This window comes from Rhizobium atlanticum, assembly GCF_030182485.1.
In the GTDB taxonomy this organism is placed as follows: domain Bacteria; phylum Pseudomonadota; class Alphaproteobacteria; order Rhizobiales; family Rhizobiaceae; genus Rhizobium.
Genome location: NZ_JAQJCJ010000008.1, coordinates 126,780 through 142,215 on the forward strand (window position 1 = coordinate 126,780; position 15,436 = coordinate 142,215).

The window sequence follows — 15,436 nt, forward strand, 5'->3', positions numbered from 1 at the left end:
GTCAGTCCTCGAGCGGCAGGATCGCGATTTCGAACCAATATTCCTTTAACCGCTGGATCGCGGCGAAGAGACCGTCGAGATCGACCGGCTTCTGCACATAGGTGTTGGCGCCGAGCGCGTAGCAGCCTTCGATGTCGCGTTCATCGTCTGACGTCGTCAGGATCACCACCGGGATTTTGCGCCAGCCGTCGTTCGACTTGATCGCTTCCAGCGTCTTGCGGCCGTCGAGTCCCGGCATGTTGAGATCGAGCAGGATCAGCCCTGGTTTCGGCACCATCGCGCCGAGCATGTCGAGTGCTTCCTGACCCGAGGCGGCCCAGCGGATCGAGTTGCGCAGGTTGGTGCGTTTGAAGGCCCGCATCGTCGCTTCGAAATCGTCTTCACTGTCTTCGACGATCAAAATCGGTTGCGTGTCACGCTGCTGCATTCTGCCCCTCGCGTTTTCTTCCCAGGGTGAAATAGAACGTAGTGCCGACGCCGACCTCGGACTCCAGCCAGATATCGCCGTTGTGCCGCGCGATGATCTTGCGGACGAAGGTAAGGCCTGCTCCGGTTCCGTCGTCGGAATCCTGCGACTTTTCGAGCCGTTTGAAAATGCGGAAAATATCCTCATGGAATTCCTGGGGTATTCCCTTGCCGTTATCCCTAACGAAAAACACGTTGCGGGCAACCGTGCCGTCCTTGCCGACGAACCGCTCGAGATAGCCGATCGAGACCAGCGGCGCCGGCTTGTCGTTGTACTTGATCGCATTGGTGATGAGATTGCGGAACACTTCGGTCAGCCGCGGCGCGTCGCAGACCACGTCAGGGAGCCGGCCGTCGGTGACGACCCTGGCATGCCGCTCTTCCAGCAGCAGCTCCATCGTCGCGACAACGTCCTTGACGATCAGGCTGATATCGGTGCGTTTGACTGCCAGCTGCTGCCGCCCGAGCCGGGAGAAGTAGAGCAGGTCGTTGACGAGCTTCTCCATCCGCTGGCTCAGACGCACGAGCCGGTTCAGCCGGCGCACGCCGTCCGCGTCGAGCTTGTCCTCATAATCCTCGAGGAGGAAACGCGAGTGGTTGTGCAGGCCGCGCAGCGGTTCCTTCAGGTCATGCGAGGCAATATACGCGAATTCGTCGAGGTCGTGGTTGCTGCGTTCGAGTTCGGCCGTATATGCCTCGAGCTGGGCGAGCGTCGTCTTCATCCGTTCTTCCTGCCGCACGCGCTCGCTGATATCTCGTACGATGCCGACGAATGTCTTGGTCTCGCCGCTGACGACAACGCTGATGGATACTTCGATCGGGAAGACGATGCCGTTCTTGCGCCGCCCGGAGACCATGCGCGTCGTGCCGATGATGCGCTCCTCGCCGGTCTTCCGATAGTGGGCGAGATAGCCGTCATGCTCGGAATGATAAGGCTCAGGCATCAGCATCTTGATGTTCCGGCCGATCGTTTCCTGCGGTGAATAGCCGAACATGCTTTCGGCTGCCGGATTGAAACTCTTGATCGTTCCGCGCCCGTCGATGACGAGGACGGCATCGGGCGTGCTGCGCGCCAGCGCGCCGAAGCGAACGCGTTCGGCTTCCAGGTTGTTGTTGTTGCGCATGAAATAGAAGACGAGAATGGCGATCAGCCAGAGCGTGGCGGCGGTGATGGTGCGATTGGCGATCTCCTGCCAGAATGCCGCCTCGTCATGCCTGACGGCGAAGAAGCCGAGCATGAGGAGCACGGTGCAGGCAAAGGCGAAGAAGAGCGGCGCATTCCTGTTGCCGAACCAGAGCGCCGTCAGCACCAGCGGCACGTAGAGAATGCCGTTGGCAAGGCCGAGCGGCGTATAGAGATCGACGACGAGGCCGGTGAAGCAGACTGCCGCCGGTATCCAGAGCGGAATCTGCGCCCGGTTTGCCGGCTGCATCCACCAGGAGCGGGCAAGCAGGCCCGCGCCGAAAAGCACCATGCCGACCGCCGTGTGCAACGCCATCGCCGCATAGGGACCCCAGCGGTAGCCCTGTTCGGCATCGGTGAGATAGCCGGCGAGCGCGATCATGCCGAGCGTGACGACGACATAGCTCGTCAGCTCCTGCACGACCTGGTTTTTCGACTTCTCCACATGAAGCGAGAGCAGCAGCGAAAGATTGGCAATGAGAAAGATCAGCGCCGTATTGGGGCCCATGCCGCCGCCGATCTCGGCGATGAAATCGGGAGGAATCACCAGGCGGGTGATCAACTGGTCGATGTTATGGACGGCCCGCCCAACCGTAGCGATTTCCACCAGCCGGGCCGCCGCGATCGCCGCTGCGATCCCTGTCATGATCGTTGCCGCTATCCGAGAGCGGCGGCCATCAAGCATCGAGGCCGCAAGCCCAAGGCCGGATAGTATGAAGCAGACCCCGGTGTTGAAGGCCATTGACGGAAAGCCGGGGAAGAGCGAAATGATGAGCTTGATCTGCAACAGCCAGCCGGCAAGGGCGCTCACTCCGAGAAGGAACAGCAGGCAGCCGACTGCAATTGCAAAGGCACGGTAGCGCCGTCGTCTCCGCTGGTCCTGCAGGTCCACGTTGCCCTTATCCTGCACCCGTGTATCCTCTCTCGGTTCGCGCGGCCATTTTTTCCGAAATCGAGGAATACTCAATAGGCAGCGGCCGCCGCCGTCGCGCTTTTTCCGAAATGATTTTTCGATCGGACAGATCGAATTTTCGTGAAATCGCGATATCGTGACGTCGGAAGACAACGAGGTTCATTCGAACAATACCCAGATCACGGTGCCGGATGCCTACGATAGTTTACGTCGACGACAGCAGGGATGATCTTTTCTATCTCGACTATATCCGCAAGAAGCAGCATATAGACGTCGATCTATTTTGTTTCTCGACCGCCGAGACGGCGCTGGAGGCGCTGAAGCAGCGCGTGGCCGAAGGCTGGGCTCCGCCGGAGCTGCTGGTCGCCGATCTCTATATGCCCCTCGACAGCGGCATCAGCCTGGTAAGCACGCTGCGCAGCGATGACCGGTTCAGAACAATGCGTCTCGCTGTCTGCAGCGGGTCGGATGCGGATGAGGATCGCATGCGTGCTTTCGAAGCCGGTGCCGATTTTTACCTTGAGAAGCCGCTTGACCTCGCAGCGATCCTTCTCAATCTGGAAGTGTAGGAAACAGCGGAAGCCGAATGGTGCGTTTCCTGGCGTTGGTCCTGGCGACGTGACGAACCGCAATTGACAAGGCCGAGTGCGAATCCCAAGATGCAACCGAAACGAAACGGACGGAACGTAAAATAAGCGCTGAGAGAGCCGATTGACCCGTGTTCGCCGCCACGAACTTCCAGCCAACCCCTTAGCTGAATGGGCCTGTCGGCTCTCTCGCGCTTACGTCTGGCACTGCCTTCTCGCATTCATGGATGTTGAACGCGGAAGATTTACGACACCCAGGTAAGAATTACTGCCCCTCAGTATATCTGCCCGTGCATCACCTGTAGTTGAGATAATTGATGATATCCGCCTTGTATACCGAAAGTCCCCGTTTCGATATCTCTCATCAACCGTCTCGCAATTTTTGTAGCTGTTCGCGTTTAAGACGTATATCCCAAGATTTGGGGATCGGGGGCATGGCGGGAGGAGAGGAAGAGTGGGAATGAACAATGCCGCGGCAACTCCTTTTCATGCCGGACCGGAGCTGAGCCGAGCGATCAACCGCACCGATTTTTTCCGTCTGCTGAAAGCGGCGGCGCAGCATTACCACTTCGATAATTTCGCGCTTGCCCGCATTTCCGAGGCTTCGGCTCCATTCGGCGAACGCGATATCGTCATCACCAATGTCGCCGAGCGACGGGTTGGCCTGTTCATTGCGACGTTGAGGGAGGCGCTCGGGACCACCCGCGCAAAGAGCGCTCAGTTTCTGGCAACGCCCGTCCATGGCCGGAGCGCGCAGCCGGACACCTATCCCTCCGATCTGCTTTTCAACGAGTTCCGCAGCGGCGTCTTCCTCTTCATTCCGCTGTTCACGCCCGAAGGGCGGCGATATTGTCTCGTGCTGAGCGGCGAGCGTGAAGAGCCGGACCAGGGCGAGATTGCCGACATGCTTCTTGATGCCATGCGCATTTTCGACAAGCTCTACGAGGAAATCCTGACGCAGGAAATGTCCGGGCGGTTGACCCAGCGCGAAGCGGAAATCGTCAAATGGACCAGCGAAGGCAAGACCTCGGCCGAAATCGCCATCATCCTCGGTCTGTCTGAACATACGGTCAATTCGCATATCACTGCGGCCGCGCGCAAGCTCGACGCCGTGAACCGCGTCCACATGGTGGCGATCGCCCTGAGGAATGGTTTGGTTTCGTGAAAATCGGCTTCGGGACTGGGGAAATTGAAATGATCACCAAAACGGTCCGACAGAACGCCGTCAAGGTTCTCTTCGTCGACGACGAGTTCATCGAATTCCGCGCGCTCAAAAAGAAGATCGCCGATCTCTCCGAGCCGGCGGTCGAAGTCGAATATTCGCCGTCGATCGGAGACGCATTGGAAAAGATCCGCGGGGCGCGCTTCGATCTCATCCTGCTCGACAATCGCCTTCTGCCCAATGCCGATTTCCGCGAGACGGTGCCGGAGCTGCGCGGCATCGGCTATACCGGCCCGATCGGCGTCGTCTCGACCGACATATCGGGCGGCTATTTCCAGGAATTTCCGGATTACGGCGTCGACTTTCGCATCGGCAAGGACGAAATCGACGTCCAGACGCTGCAGCACATCATCCGCGAATATGTGCACTACGATGTGCCGGATTTCTGGAAGGACGATTACAGCATTTGAGCCGCCCAAAACAGCGCGAAGGCTTTGCGGTAGCGACATGCGCAAAGGAAGCACGTCCGCCGAATCTGAGATCGCAAAACGAGGCTGAGCGATTGCAATATGTGCCTCAGCCGGCGGGAAGGCGGATGGTGAAGTGGCTGCCGTTTTCGTCGGAATGCTCGAGACGGATATCGCCGCCAAGCACCTTCAGAAGTTCCTGCGCCGTCGTCAGGCCGAGGCCGGCGCCAGGGGCTGCCCCCGCCTTCGGTAATTTCCAGAACGGCTCGAAGATCCGCTCTCGATAAGCGGGATCGATGCCAGTGCCGTTATCGGAAATCCGGATGGCCCAGTTCGCCCCCTCTTGCTCCGCCGTCATGGCCACATGCGGCGGCGATGAGCTCCGATAGGTGAGGGCGTTGGACATGAGCTGCCTGAGCACCAAGCCGAACAGCGCCGGGTCGGTGCGGATGGAGGGGAGGTCCCGACTGGCGAACGTCGCGTCGAGAGCCCCCGTCTCCTCGATGAGTTCGCTCCAAATTTTTTCGGCCAAGACCTTCAGGTCGACCTCTTCCAGCGTCACCTGCGGCGCGCCACCGGCAAGGCTCATCAGTGCCTTGGTGAGACGCTGGGCCGCCTGCACCTTTTCCAGGATCATCTTGAGGCTCTGAAGCTGCTCGCTGTCGAGTGTCTCCTCAAGATCGTCGAGCAGCAGCTCGGCATACATGGCGATATGGCGCAGCGGCGATTGCAGGTCGTGCGAGGCGATTGCAAGAAAGCGCTTAATGCGTTCTTCGTTGTCGCCGGCAATATTGGTTTCAAGCGGTTTCGTCGGGTTGGGTGACATCGCGCGGTTTCCCCGATCTCTGATGCATCGTCGCGCTCTCTTTTTCAGCCGCGCGATGGACGTTTTAATAGCTTGAATTGCTGCATAATTTTGTCCTGGCAATAGGCAACAATAAAAAGAGAGCGCCGGCTCTGCAACCGGCGCCCTCTTAAGGATACGTTAACAACCCGTTTTCAGCTCGCCGACTTGCGCGAGCGACCCTCTTCCGGCGGGATGATTTCGGCTGCCGCATCGGTCGCCGTTGCCGCCTTGGCGTGGCGGCGGCGCCAATCGCCGAGGAACAGCAGGATCGGTGCGGCAATGAAGATCGACGAGGCGCCAGCCACAAGAATGCCGAAGACCATCGGGATCGCAAAGCTGGAGACGGCGCTGCCGCCCCAGATCGCCATCGGCACCAGGGCGAGGAAGGCCGTCGCATTGGTGTAGAGGCTTCGCGCAAGAGTTTCGTTGATCGACTTGTCGATAATCTCGCGCAACGGCATCGACTTGTAGAGCCGCATGTTTTCGCGCATGCGGTCGTAAACAACGACCTTGTCGTTCACCGAATAGCCGACGAGCGTCAGGATGGCTGCGATGGCCGTGAGGTTGAAGTCGAGACCGGTGATTGCGAAGAAGCCGATTGCCTTGGTGACATCGAGCACCAGCGTAACGATGGCGCCGACGGCAAACGGCCATTCGAACCGCGCCCAGATATAGAGCAGCATCGCGATGCTGGCGATCACGACCGACAGGATGCCGGCCGAGGCAAGCTCGCCGCTGACCTTCGGACCGATGACGTCGGTGCCTTCGACGGTAGCGCTCGGATCGATCTTGGCGACTTCGGCCTTCAGCTTGGTCACCGCCGCCGTCTGTGCCTCTTCGCCGCCTTCCTGCCGCTGCGCGCGAACGAGAATGCTGTTGTTGTCGCCGAAGGTCTGCAGCGTGATTTCGCCGAGGCCGAGACTATCGAGACCCTCGCGGAACTTTGCCAGATCGGCCGCCTCCTTCGTCTTGACCGACATCTGGATGCCGCCGCGGAAATCGACGCCGTAGTTCAGGCCGGGATGGATGAAGAGCACGACCGATGCGATCGAAAGCAGCGCCGAAACGGTGACGCCGAAGAAGCGCGCCTTCATGAACTGGATGTGCTTGTCATACGGGCTGAAAGGGATCAACGGCCGGATGTTCAGCACCTTGAACTTGCGGCGGCGGGTAATCTCGATCATCGCGACGCGAACGAACGCGACGGAGGTGAACATCGAGATGATCAGGCCAAGCGCCATGGTCACCGCAAAGCCTCGAACCGGCCCGGAACCGAACCAGAACAGGATCGCCGCAGCGATCAGGGCCGTCATGTTGCCGTCGATAATGGTCGAATAGGCTCGGTTGAAGCCTGTATCGATAGCGGCAAAGGCACCCTTGCCCTTGCGGGTCTCTTCGCGAATACGTTCATTGATAAGGACGTTCGCATCGACCGCAAGGCCGATGCCGAGAACGACGCCTGCAATGCCGGGCAGTGTCAGCGTCGCGCCGACCAGCGTGAGCGCCGAGAAGGTCAGGATCGTGTGGATCAGCAGCGCCACGTTCGCCAGGATGCCCCAGGTGCCGTAGAGCACGAAGATGAAGGCTGCAACAAGGGCGAAACCGACGATGCCGGAATAGATGCCCATCTTGATGGCGTCGGCACCGAGATCGGCGCCGACCGTGCGCTCCTCGATAACGGTCAGCTTGGCGGGCAGGGCGCCGGCGCGAAGCATGGCGGCAAGCGTCGTGGCGCTGTCTGCCGAGAAGTTGCCGGAGATCTGGCCGGAGCCGCCGGTGATCGGCTCGCGGATAACGGGGGCGCTCAGCACCTTGTTGTCGAGGACGATGGCAAAGGGATTGCCGACATTCTGGCGGGTGATCTCTGCAAAGCGGGTGGCGCCGGCGCTGTCGAAGCGGAAGCTGACGATGGGCTCGCGCGTGTTAGGATCGAAGCTGACGCGGGCATCCGATAGGCGGTCGCCCGATATTTCGACACGGTCGAGAACCGGATAGGATCTGCCTTCGTCGTCCTGCAGCATGGTGACGCCGGGGCCGGGCTGATTGTTCGGCGCCAGCATGTGGAAGGACATCTTTGCCGTGGAGCCGAGAAGTTCGCGCAGGCGCGACGGATCTTGCGCCCCGGGAAGCTGGACGAGCACGCGGTTGCCGCCGATGCGCTGGATGGTCGGCTCGGAGACGCCGACCTGGTCGACACGCTGGCGGATGACTTCAAGGCTCTGCTGGACGGCGTTGTCGACATTGGCGGAGATGCCGGCCGGCGAGAAGCCGACGGTGATGGTCGCTCCGTTTGCGGTGACGTTGAGATCCGCCTGACCGGCGCTGAGGCCGGTGCTGATCGGGTTGGCAAGCGTCTTAAGATCGGTGACTGCCGCGTCGCTCTGCGCGGCATCGGCGAGCGTCACGACGATCTGGTTCTGGCTGCGCACGACGGCCTTGGGCTGGATGCCCTTTTCGCGCAGGACGCGGCGGGCGTCCTGCAGCAGCGATTGCAGCCGCTCCTTGGTCAGATCGGCTTCGTCGACCTCCAGAACGAGGTGCGAACCGCCGCGAAGGTCGAGGCCGAGCGACACCTGCTCATGCGGCAGCCAGGCCGGAATTCGCTGGAGCACGGATTGCGGCAGGGCGTTCGGCAGGGCGATCAATAGCCCGATCACGATGATCACCGTATAGGTGAACACCAGCCATGGTGAATTACGCATGTTGTATTCCTTAGATAATCGAGGGCCGGCGCCCGGGCGCTGGCGGCATGTCGTCAATGGTCGGATGCGCCGCTCGGCGCAGGCCTCAGGCGATGATCGGGGGCGCGCGCGCCTGATGGGTCCTGGAAACTGCCTGATGAAGCGGAGGCTCGAATGCCGCAAGAGGAGCGGCCATGTCCCAGCCGGTAAAGTCGACAGCAGGGGCGGCGGCAAGGGCCGGCGGTCCGGCGTCGTAGGCGGTCTGTTTCGGCGCAAGCCTGCGCTCGGCGGCAAGCACGCCGCGCACGGCATCGCGCGCGCTCAGTTGCGGCGGCTGCGGATCGCGGCCGGAAGAGGAAAGCGTATTGACGGCGGTCGCCGGCGCAATGATGAGATTGCCGCCGAAAAGCAGGCCGATATAGGCAAGAATGGCGAAGAGGAGGGAAAAGGCGATACGGCTCGTCAGACGGTGCTGGTCCAGCTCCATCTCCTCCGTTCCGGCGATGTCACTCCCGTATCGGCTCAAAAGCGCGCCAATCTCTCACTGTCGTTCCGGCGGAGCAGTGCCCGTCGGGATGATTGTAGCAGGCTCCTGCCTGTCTTCATAGGAAACACTCTCATGATGCACTTGAGCGAGCCGGTCAACCATGCCAAGGGCGATTTCGCGTTCGCCCATGATGACGGTGTCGGCGCCGTATTGTTTCAACTCGTCGACCTCGGCGTCGGAATGGGCGCGGGCGACGATAAGGATCGAGGGATTGAGGCTGCGCGCCTGCTCGGCGATGCGGCAGGCCTCGAAGGCGTTCGGAATGGCGATGGCGAGGCTGCGTGCAGACGAAAGATTGGCGAGATCGAGCGTTTCCCGCGCCACTGCATTGCCCATGTAGGCTTCGATCCCCTGCGCTTTCAATTCGCCTATGCGCTTGTCGGAATCCTCGATGACGAGGAAGGGCGTGCCTGACGATTTGAGATTCTGTCCGACGATCCTGCCGACTCGGCCGTAACCGATGAGGATTGCGTGGCCGGTAAGCGCGGTCGGACGCACGTCGTCGTCCTCGGGCGGCGCCTGTTCCTGAACGGCACCCACATCGGCGGCGGAAGCCGGCTCGGCCACGGTTTCCTCGCGCCTTGCACCTTCGAGAAGAGGCCGCGCGCGGTCGCAGAGGAAGAACAGCAGTGGATTGACGATGATCGAGATGATGGCGCCGGCAAGGATCAGGTCGCGGCCCTCCTCCGGCAAAAGCCCGAGCTCGACGCCGAGAGCGGCGAGAATGAAGGAGAACTCGCCGATCTGACCGAGGCTTGCCGAAATCGTCAGCGCCGTGCCGGGCGGCTTCTTGAAGGCGAGCACGATCAGAAAGGCGGCGACGGATTTGCCGATGACGATGATGAAGACGGTGGCGAGGATCGGCAGCGGTCTGTCGATCAGGATGTTCGGATCGAACAGCATGCCGACCGAGACGAAGAAGAGCACTGCGAAGGCGTCGCGCAGCGGCAGGCTTTCCTGGGCTGCGCGGTGGCTGAGCTCGCTTTCGGCAAGCACCATGCCGGCAAAGAAGGCGCCAAGCGCCAGGGACACGCCGAAGAGTTTGGCCGCGCCGAAGGCGACGCCGAGGGCGATGGCCAACACACCGAGCCGGAAGAGCTCGCGCGAGCCGGCATGGGCAATGCGATGCATCGTCCAGGGAATGAGCTTGCGGCCGAAGACGAGCATCAGAGCCACGAAGAGTGCCACCTTGACCAGCGTCATGGCGATCATGCCGCCGATGCCGAGATCGAGGCCGAACAGGCTGTTCAGCCCCGCCGACAGCGGCTCGACGGGACCATGGCCGTCGCCGCCGATGCTGGCTGCAGCCGGGATCAGCACCAGCGCCAGCACCATGGCGAGGTCTTCGACGATCAGCCAGCCGACGGCGATTCTGCCGCGCTCCGTCTCTATGAGCCGGCGCTCCTGCAGAGCCTTGAGGAGCACGACGGTAGAGGCAACTGAAAGCGCCAGGCCGAAAACCAGGCTGCCGCCGGTCGGCCAGCCCATCAATGCACCGAGGCCCCAGCCGAGCAAGGTGGCAAAACCGATCTGCACGACCGCGCCAGGCAGCGCGATGCCGCGCACCGACAGCAGGTCCTTGAGGGAGAAATGCAGCCCGACGCCGAACATCAGCAGGATGACGCCGATTTCGGCAAGCTCCGGCGCGAGGCTCTGATCGGCCACGTAACCCGGAGTATGTGGCCCCACCAGCACACCGGCAATCAGATAGCCGACGAGCGGCGGCATGCGCAGCCGATGAGCAAGCGCGCCGAAGATGAAAGCCAGCACCAGGCCGCCGACGATTGTCGAAATCAAGGGCGTATCGTGCGGCATCGCTTCTCCCGATCTGGAAATTTCGTTCGTATTATGACATATATGATCTATATCAACCAATATGGGTACTTTGAGATCATGGGTCAAGGCGCGAGAGAAACAATTCTGACCCCCGCTCTCTGCCGGGCTGCACGCGGTCTGCTCGACTGGACCCAGAACGAGCTCGCCGAGAAGGCGGCCGTCTCGCGCAGCACCATCCGCGATTACGAGGGACGCCACCACGATATCCACCGTGCGACCGAAGCGCAGTTGCGCCTCGCCTTCGAGGAAGGCGGCGTCAGGTTCGTTGAGATAGAAGGCGCCGGCACCGGCCTCTGCCTGCCCAATCGAACAGGCTGAAGCCCTCAGGGCGCCAGGCACGCGGCAGAAACCTTGTAAATGTAAAGCGTCTTTCGCTTGTAGTAGCCTGCGGCAGGCAGCCAGCTCTTCAGCAGCTCGGGCGTTTCAGTGGCGCAGGTTAGCGGCGTGTCCGTCAGGAAAAGCACCTTCCCGGCGATGTCGGCGGGCAGGGCGAATTCCTGCTCATAATAGCTCTCCGGCAGGCCTGCGGGTGCGCGCGCATAGATTCTGTAAGATGCATCCCGCAGCGTATAGAAGAGATCAGCGACCATGTCGCGGTTGTCGGTGACGATGATGTCGGTGCCCGCCTGAGCTGCAAGGGCTCCCGCCTCGCGGCTAACCTCGGCGCGCCCGAGATAGCGCTTCATCAATTCGTCGCCGTTCGGCAGCAGCAATTGCTGCGGAAAGATGGTCGCCAGCGGAAAGAACAGGCTTGCGATGCCGTTGATGGTGAGCGACAGCCTCAGCCCCTTCGGCCACATCCGGTAAAGCAGCCAGACGGCAAGAATGGTCCCCGCGACAAAGGCGGTCACGGCCCAGTTGGCATAGGCTTTGGCAACGGTCGCCTGCAGGGTGATCAGCACCACCACCGGCATCGACAGCCAGATCAGCATCTTTTCGCGGTCGTCGCTTCGGCCCTTGATCATTCGATAGACCGCCCACAGCATTGCGAAGAAGATGATCGGCCCGACGACGCCGAATTGGGCGGAGAAGAATTCGAGCCCGCGGCGCAGATTGATGCCGAGATCGCTCCAGTGGGCGATATCCTGCGTGTGGCGCACCGTCGTATTGTCGTGTTGCAGGTTCCACCAGAGGTTCGGCGAGGCGACGACAGCGGCAACCGCGACCGCGATGATGAAGTCCCGGACAGCGATGCGCGCCGCGGGGATGAGGAGGAGGGCGATCGCGCCGCCTGGTACGACGAACAGAACGGCATATTTCGTCAAAAAGGCAAGGCCGACGGCGAGACCCATGACGAGCGCCAGTGCCACAGAGCGCCGCTGCGTCAGGCTGAAATAGGCGAGCAGGGCGACGGCGATGAAGAACAGCAGGATCACGTCGGTCGAGAAGAAAACCGAAGAGAGCGCCACGCCGGGAAGCGTGATGTAGGTGGCGCCCGTCCAGCCCTCGATCTCCGGCCCGACGAAGCGCCTTGCCAGCTTCATCAGCACCAGCGCCGCCACCATGTGGATCAGCGGCCCGGGCAGCCTGATGAAATAGATGGCGTTGGAGCCGGAAAGCTCCGTCATCGCCCGGATCACCCAGGCGATCATCGGCGGTTTTGAATAGTAGCCGAGATCGAGATTCTGCGACCAGAACCAGTACTGTGCTTCGTCGACAAACAGGTCTGTGGCATCGAAATACAGCGTGATGACGCGCCAGAGCGTGAAGCCGAGAACGATGAGAAGACCAGATCTGGGAGACATGAACCGAGTGTTCCGCTGACGTGAAAGGCGCGAGTGCGATTACACCAAAGGCACCGGACTGCCAACGGGGATTGGATCGGCTTGAAGCCAGAGAGGCTTCAGAACACCCGAAGCATCCCGATGTCGCGATTTGCGGCAAGGAAATCGAGGCGGGCGATGGCGGCAAGTATGCCCATTGCGATCAAACAGGAACCCAATCCGAGAACAATCATTGCTCTGTCCTTGTCGACGTCATGTCTTGGTTGTCGACCGGCCTATAACACGGAGCTTGCGTGTGCCTTGTAGCAGCCGTGCAACTCCGCGGAAGTATTTCCTGCGAACTGCCTTGAATTGCTCCAAAAGCCTGTTCCTGGAAAGACTTATTAACCTTCGGGCAAGGAATTAACCATAAACATTGGGTTACACGTCGGAATGGGAGATGTGCTCGTTCCCAGCAGGCATGACGCCGTACCGCCGTACCGGGTCGATCCGGTATCCATCTCTTCAGACAGCTTCGAAACATAGCTGATCAGGGGCTTTACCTGCCGGTCGTCGCCGGTGGTGAAGACCGGCTCCGCGCTTGCGTTGATCGAATGCTGCAAAAGTTTTTTGCCGGGCATTCGCCTGGAAAGTGGGTCGGGGACAGGCGTTGAGGCAGGACATGCCATCAGATCAGGCTCGTGGAGCGCAGGCAGGCAGCTTGCGTGATCGCCTGCGTTTTGCCGGTCTCGATGCCGATCAGTGCGAACTGGTGCGCCGTAACCGGCCGGCCCTCGAAGCGTATCTGAAAGCGGGCCTGCGCGATCTCTTCCACAGGTTCCAGTCCTATCCCGACGCTGCGCGCAACTTCGAGAGCGACAGACAGGTCGATCGTCTGCATGATCTGCAGTCCTCACATTGGGACGTGCTGACGGATGCCCGCTTCGACAGCCTCTATGCCGAACGCGTCAAGGTTCTCTCCGACACCGAAAGCAAGATGGGCCTCGACCCGCGTTGGCACGTAGCCGGCCACGGCGTCGTGCTGGAACATGTTCTTTCCGGCCTCGCCGAAGAGATTGCCGGCCGCCCCTTGCTGCCCTCGGCCAAGCGCCGCGCCCGCGAAATTTCCGAGCTGATGACTGCGATCATCCGCATCGTCATGGTCGATCTCGAAATCGCCGTTTCGCTCCGCTTCAATGCGCTACGCGCTGCCCAGAGCCGCGCGCTTGCCGATCAGCGCGTCGAAAGTGAAGCGGAGATCGCCCGGATATTCGGCGACGTCATCGAAGGCCTCGCCGCCCGCGACCTGACGCGGCGCGCGCCTGTCGACGCTGACGGTGCCTATGCCGGGATCGCCGCCGCCCTGAACGGCGCGTTGGATGGCCTCCAGGCAAAATTCGCCGCCATGACCGAACGCACTGATAAGGCCGAGACGGCGACCGCTTCGCTTGCCGGCCAGTCGCGGCAGTTCGCCGGCACGGCGTCTGGCCAGGCCGAGCGGCTGCAGCTTTCCGCCGCTGTCCTTGCCGGCATTGCCGGAAGCGTGCGCGACGGCGCCGCCGACAGCCGCGCCGCCGAACAGGCGGCCGCCTCTACCCGCGCTGCGGTCGAGCAAAGCGGCGAGGTCGTCGGCCGCGCGATCAGCGCAATGGCCGATATCGAGCAGTCGGCCGAGAAGATCGGCCAGATCATCGGCGCGATCGACGAGATCGCCTTCCAGACCAATCTTCTGGCGCTGAATGCCGGCATCGAGGCGGCTCGCGCCGGCGATTCCGGCCGCGGCTTTGCGGTCGTCGCCCAGGAAGTTCGTGCGCTTGCCCAGCGCTCGGCCGACGCCGCCCGCGAGATCAAGACGCTGGTGACGACGACCAAGGCGCAGGTCGACGCCGGCGTGCAGATGGTCGGACGAACGCAGGACTCGATCGGCAGCATCGTGCGGCAGGTCACCGACATCAACGCCGCCATATCGGGCATCGCCACCAGGACCGGCGAGCATGCCGCAAGCCTCGACGGCGTGGCGGCCGACGTCAAAGGACTTGGCGCAGAGGTGGCGGACAACGCCGGTTTGGCCGAACGTTCCGCTGAAGGCGCCGACCACCTCCATACCGTCATTCTTGAGCTCGGCCAGACGATTCGCGAATTCCGCATAGCCCGCGAAAATGCGCATTCCGGGGGCTTGGGCTCGGTTCGCGCTGCGCCGTCCCGCACGATCGAAGCGGCCGGCCGTCCCGCGGTCGAAGACGAATATGAAAATGACGATTTTGGCCTTCCGCAGGCGCTCGCGAGCGTCAGAGGTGGGCGGAATGTTTACTAACCTATCGGATGATCGCCGCAGCTCATCTTTTCGGGCCGGGGACAAGGGGACAAGGACAAGCTGATGGTAGCAAAGAAGAGTGGCAAGACGCTGAATTTGACAGCGGTGCTGGATCTCAACGAGGCTTCCGCCTTGCGTGAAAAACTCATCTCCCTCAGGGGCAGCGGTCTTTCGATCGACGCATCGGGCGTCGAGCGGATCGGGGCTCTTTGCGCTCAGGTCCTGATGTCCGCCGAGAAGACCTGGGAGCAGGACAAGCAGCCGTTCACCTTCTCCAAGGTGTCCGACGCATTTCACAAAACCATGCAGCTGGTTGGCGTCAATATTGACCACCTGCTTGCCAAGGAGATTCGGCAATGAAGAAAAAAGTTCTTACCGTGGATGATTCCCGCACCATCCGAAACATGCTGCTCGTGACGCTGAACAATGCCGGTTTCGAGACGATCCAGGCGGAAGACGGCGTCGAGGGCCTCGAGGTTCTCGAAGAATCCAATCCTGACGTGATCGTGACCGACATCAACATGCCGCGCCTCGACGGGTTCGGCTTCATCGAAGGTGTGCGCCGCAACGAGAAATATCGGGCGATCCCGATCCTGGTCCTGACCACCGAAAGTGACGCGGAAAAGAAGAACCGCGCCCGCCAGGCCGGCGCCACCGGATGGATCGTCAAGCCTTTCGACCCGGCCAAGCTGATCGATGCAATTGAGCGCGTAACCGCTTAAACCCAGGAT

14 protein-coding genes are annotated in these 15,436 nt (G+C 61.3%); 7 read left to right on the top strand and 7 right to left on the bottom strand.

Annotated elements, in window-relative coordinates:
• Position 1: 1 nt before the first annotated feature.
• Together PH551_RS13840 and PH551_RS13845 are read right to left on the bottom strand one after the other, a co-directional pair.
• Entirely contained in the window at positions 2–427 is a 426-nt protein-coding gene (locus PH551_RS13840) for a response regulator (protein WP_064693792.1), read from the bottom strand.
• Positions 414–2,558, bottom strand: a complete 2,145-nt coding sequence (locus PH551_RS13845; protein WP_285193433.1) for a sensor histidine kinase — start codon at positions 2,556–2,558, stop codon at positions 414–416. The genes PH551_RS13840 and PH551_RS13845 overlap by 14 nt, the downstream gene beginning before the upstream one ends.
• A gap of 194 nt (positions 2,559–2,752) precedes the next feature.
• On the opposite strand from PH551_RS13845, the gene PH551_RS13850 reads away from it, so the two are divergent.
• The 3 genes from PH551_RS13850 to PH551_RS13860 all read left to right on the top strand — a co-directional run bounded on the left by PH551_RS13850 (position 2,753) and on the right by PH551_RS13860 (position 4,780).
• Positions 2,753–3,130, top strand: a complete 378-nt coding sequence (locus tag PH551_RS13850) for a response regulator (RefSeq protein ID WP_097600307.1) — start codon at positions 2,753–2,755, stop codon at positions 3,128–3,130.
• Positions 3,131–3,608: 478 nt separating this feature from the next.
• Complete coding sequence (locus tag PH551_RS13855; RefSeq protein ID WP_085776927.1) at positions 3,609–4,313, top strand: helix-turn-helix transcriptional regulator; 705 nt, start codon at positions 3,609–3,611, stop codon at positions 4,311–4,313.
• Between the two features lie 29 nt (positions 4,314–4,342).
• Complete coding sequence (locus tag PH551_RS13860; protein ID WP_285193435.1) at positions 4,343–4,780, top strand: response regulator; 438 nt, start codon at positions 4,343–4,345, stop codon at positions 4,778–4,780.
• A 106-nt stretch (positions 4,781–4,886) separates the two neighbouring features.
• Here PH551_RS13860 and PH551_RS13865 read toward each other — a convergent pair whose 3' ends face one another.
• From PH551_RS13865 to ybaL, 4 genes are all read right to left on the bottom strand, one after another.
• Positions 4,887–5,603 (bottom strand): sensor histidine kinase, encoded by a 717-nt coding sequence (locus PH551_RS13865; RefSeq protein WP_285193436.1) that lies wholly within the window; start codon positions 5,601–5,603, stop codon positions 4,887–4,889.
• Positions 5,604–5,776: 173 nt separating this feature from the next.
• Positions 5,777–8,326, bottom strand: coding sequence for a protein translocase subunit SecD (secD, locus tag PH551_RS13870; RefSeq protein WP_097600310.1), 2,550 nt, complete (start codon positions 8,324–8,326; stop codon positions 5,777–5,779).
• Between the two features lie 85 nt (positions 8,327–8,411).
• Positions 8,412–8,792 (bottom strand): hypothetical protein, encoded by a 381-nt coding sequence (locus PH551_RS13875; RefSeq protein ID WP_085776931.1) that lies wholly within the window; start codon positions 8,790–8,792, stop codon positions 8,412–8,414.
• Positions 8,793–8,846: 54 nt separating this feature from the next.
• Positions 8,847–10,667 carry a YbaL family putative K(+) efflux transporter gene (gene ybaL, locus PH551_RS13880; RefSeq protein WP_285193437.1) on the bottom strand — a complete coding sequence of 607 codons (1,821 nt, stop codon included), beginning with the start codon at positions 10,665–10,667 and terminating at the stop codon, positions 8,847–8,849.
• Between the two features lie 33 nt (positions 10,668–10,700).
• On the opposite strand from ybaL, the gene PH551_RS13885 reads away from it, so the two are divergent.
• Positions 10,701–11,006, top strand: a complete 306-nt coding sequence (locus PH551_RS13885) for a helix-turn-helix transcriptional regulator (protein ID WP_285193438.1) — start codon at positions 10,701–10,703, stop codon at positions 11,004–11,006.
• Between the two features lie 5 nt (positions 11,007–11,011).
• Here the strand turns inward: PH551_RS13885 and PH551_RS13890 are convergent, their stop codons facing one another.
• Positions 11,012–12,433: an ArnT family glycosyltransferase gene (locus tag PH551_RS13890; RefSeq protein ID WP_285193439.1), complete on the bottom strand. Its 1,422-nt coding sequence runs from the start codon at positions 12,431–12,433 to the stop codon at positions 11,012–11,014.
• 640 nt (positions 12,434–13,073) lie between these two features.
• On the opposite strand from PH551_RS13890, the gene PH551_RS13895 reads away from it, so the two are divergent.
• The 3 genes from PH551_RS13895 to cheY1 all read left to right on the top strand — a co-directional run bounded on the left by PH551_RS13895 (position 13,074) and on the right by cheY1 (position 15,427).
• Positions 13,074–14,705 carry a globin-coupled sensor protein gene (locus tag PH551_RS13895; RefSeq protein WP_285193440.1) on the top strand — a complete coding sequence of 544 codons (1,632 nt, stop codon included), beginning with the start codon at positions 13,074–13,076 and terminating at the stop codon, positions 14,703–14,705.
• 63 nt (positions 14,706–14,768) lie between these two features.
• The gene (locus PH551_RS13900) at positions 14,769–15,065 is read left to right on the top strand and encodes an STAS domain-containing protein (protein ID WP_064809596.1); all 297 of its coding nucleotides are present in this window, start codon (positions 14,769–14,771) and stop codon (positions 15,063–15,065) included.
• Positions 15,062–15,427, top strand: coding sequence for a chemotaxis response regulator CheY1 (gene cheY1 / locus PH551_RS13905; protein ID WP_003570362.1), 366 nt, complete (start codon positions 15,062–15,064; stop codon positions 15,425–15,427). The genes PH551_RS13900 and cheY1 overlap by 4 nt, the downstream gene beginning before the upstream one ends.
• Positions 15,428–15,436 lie beyond the last annotated feature (9 nt).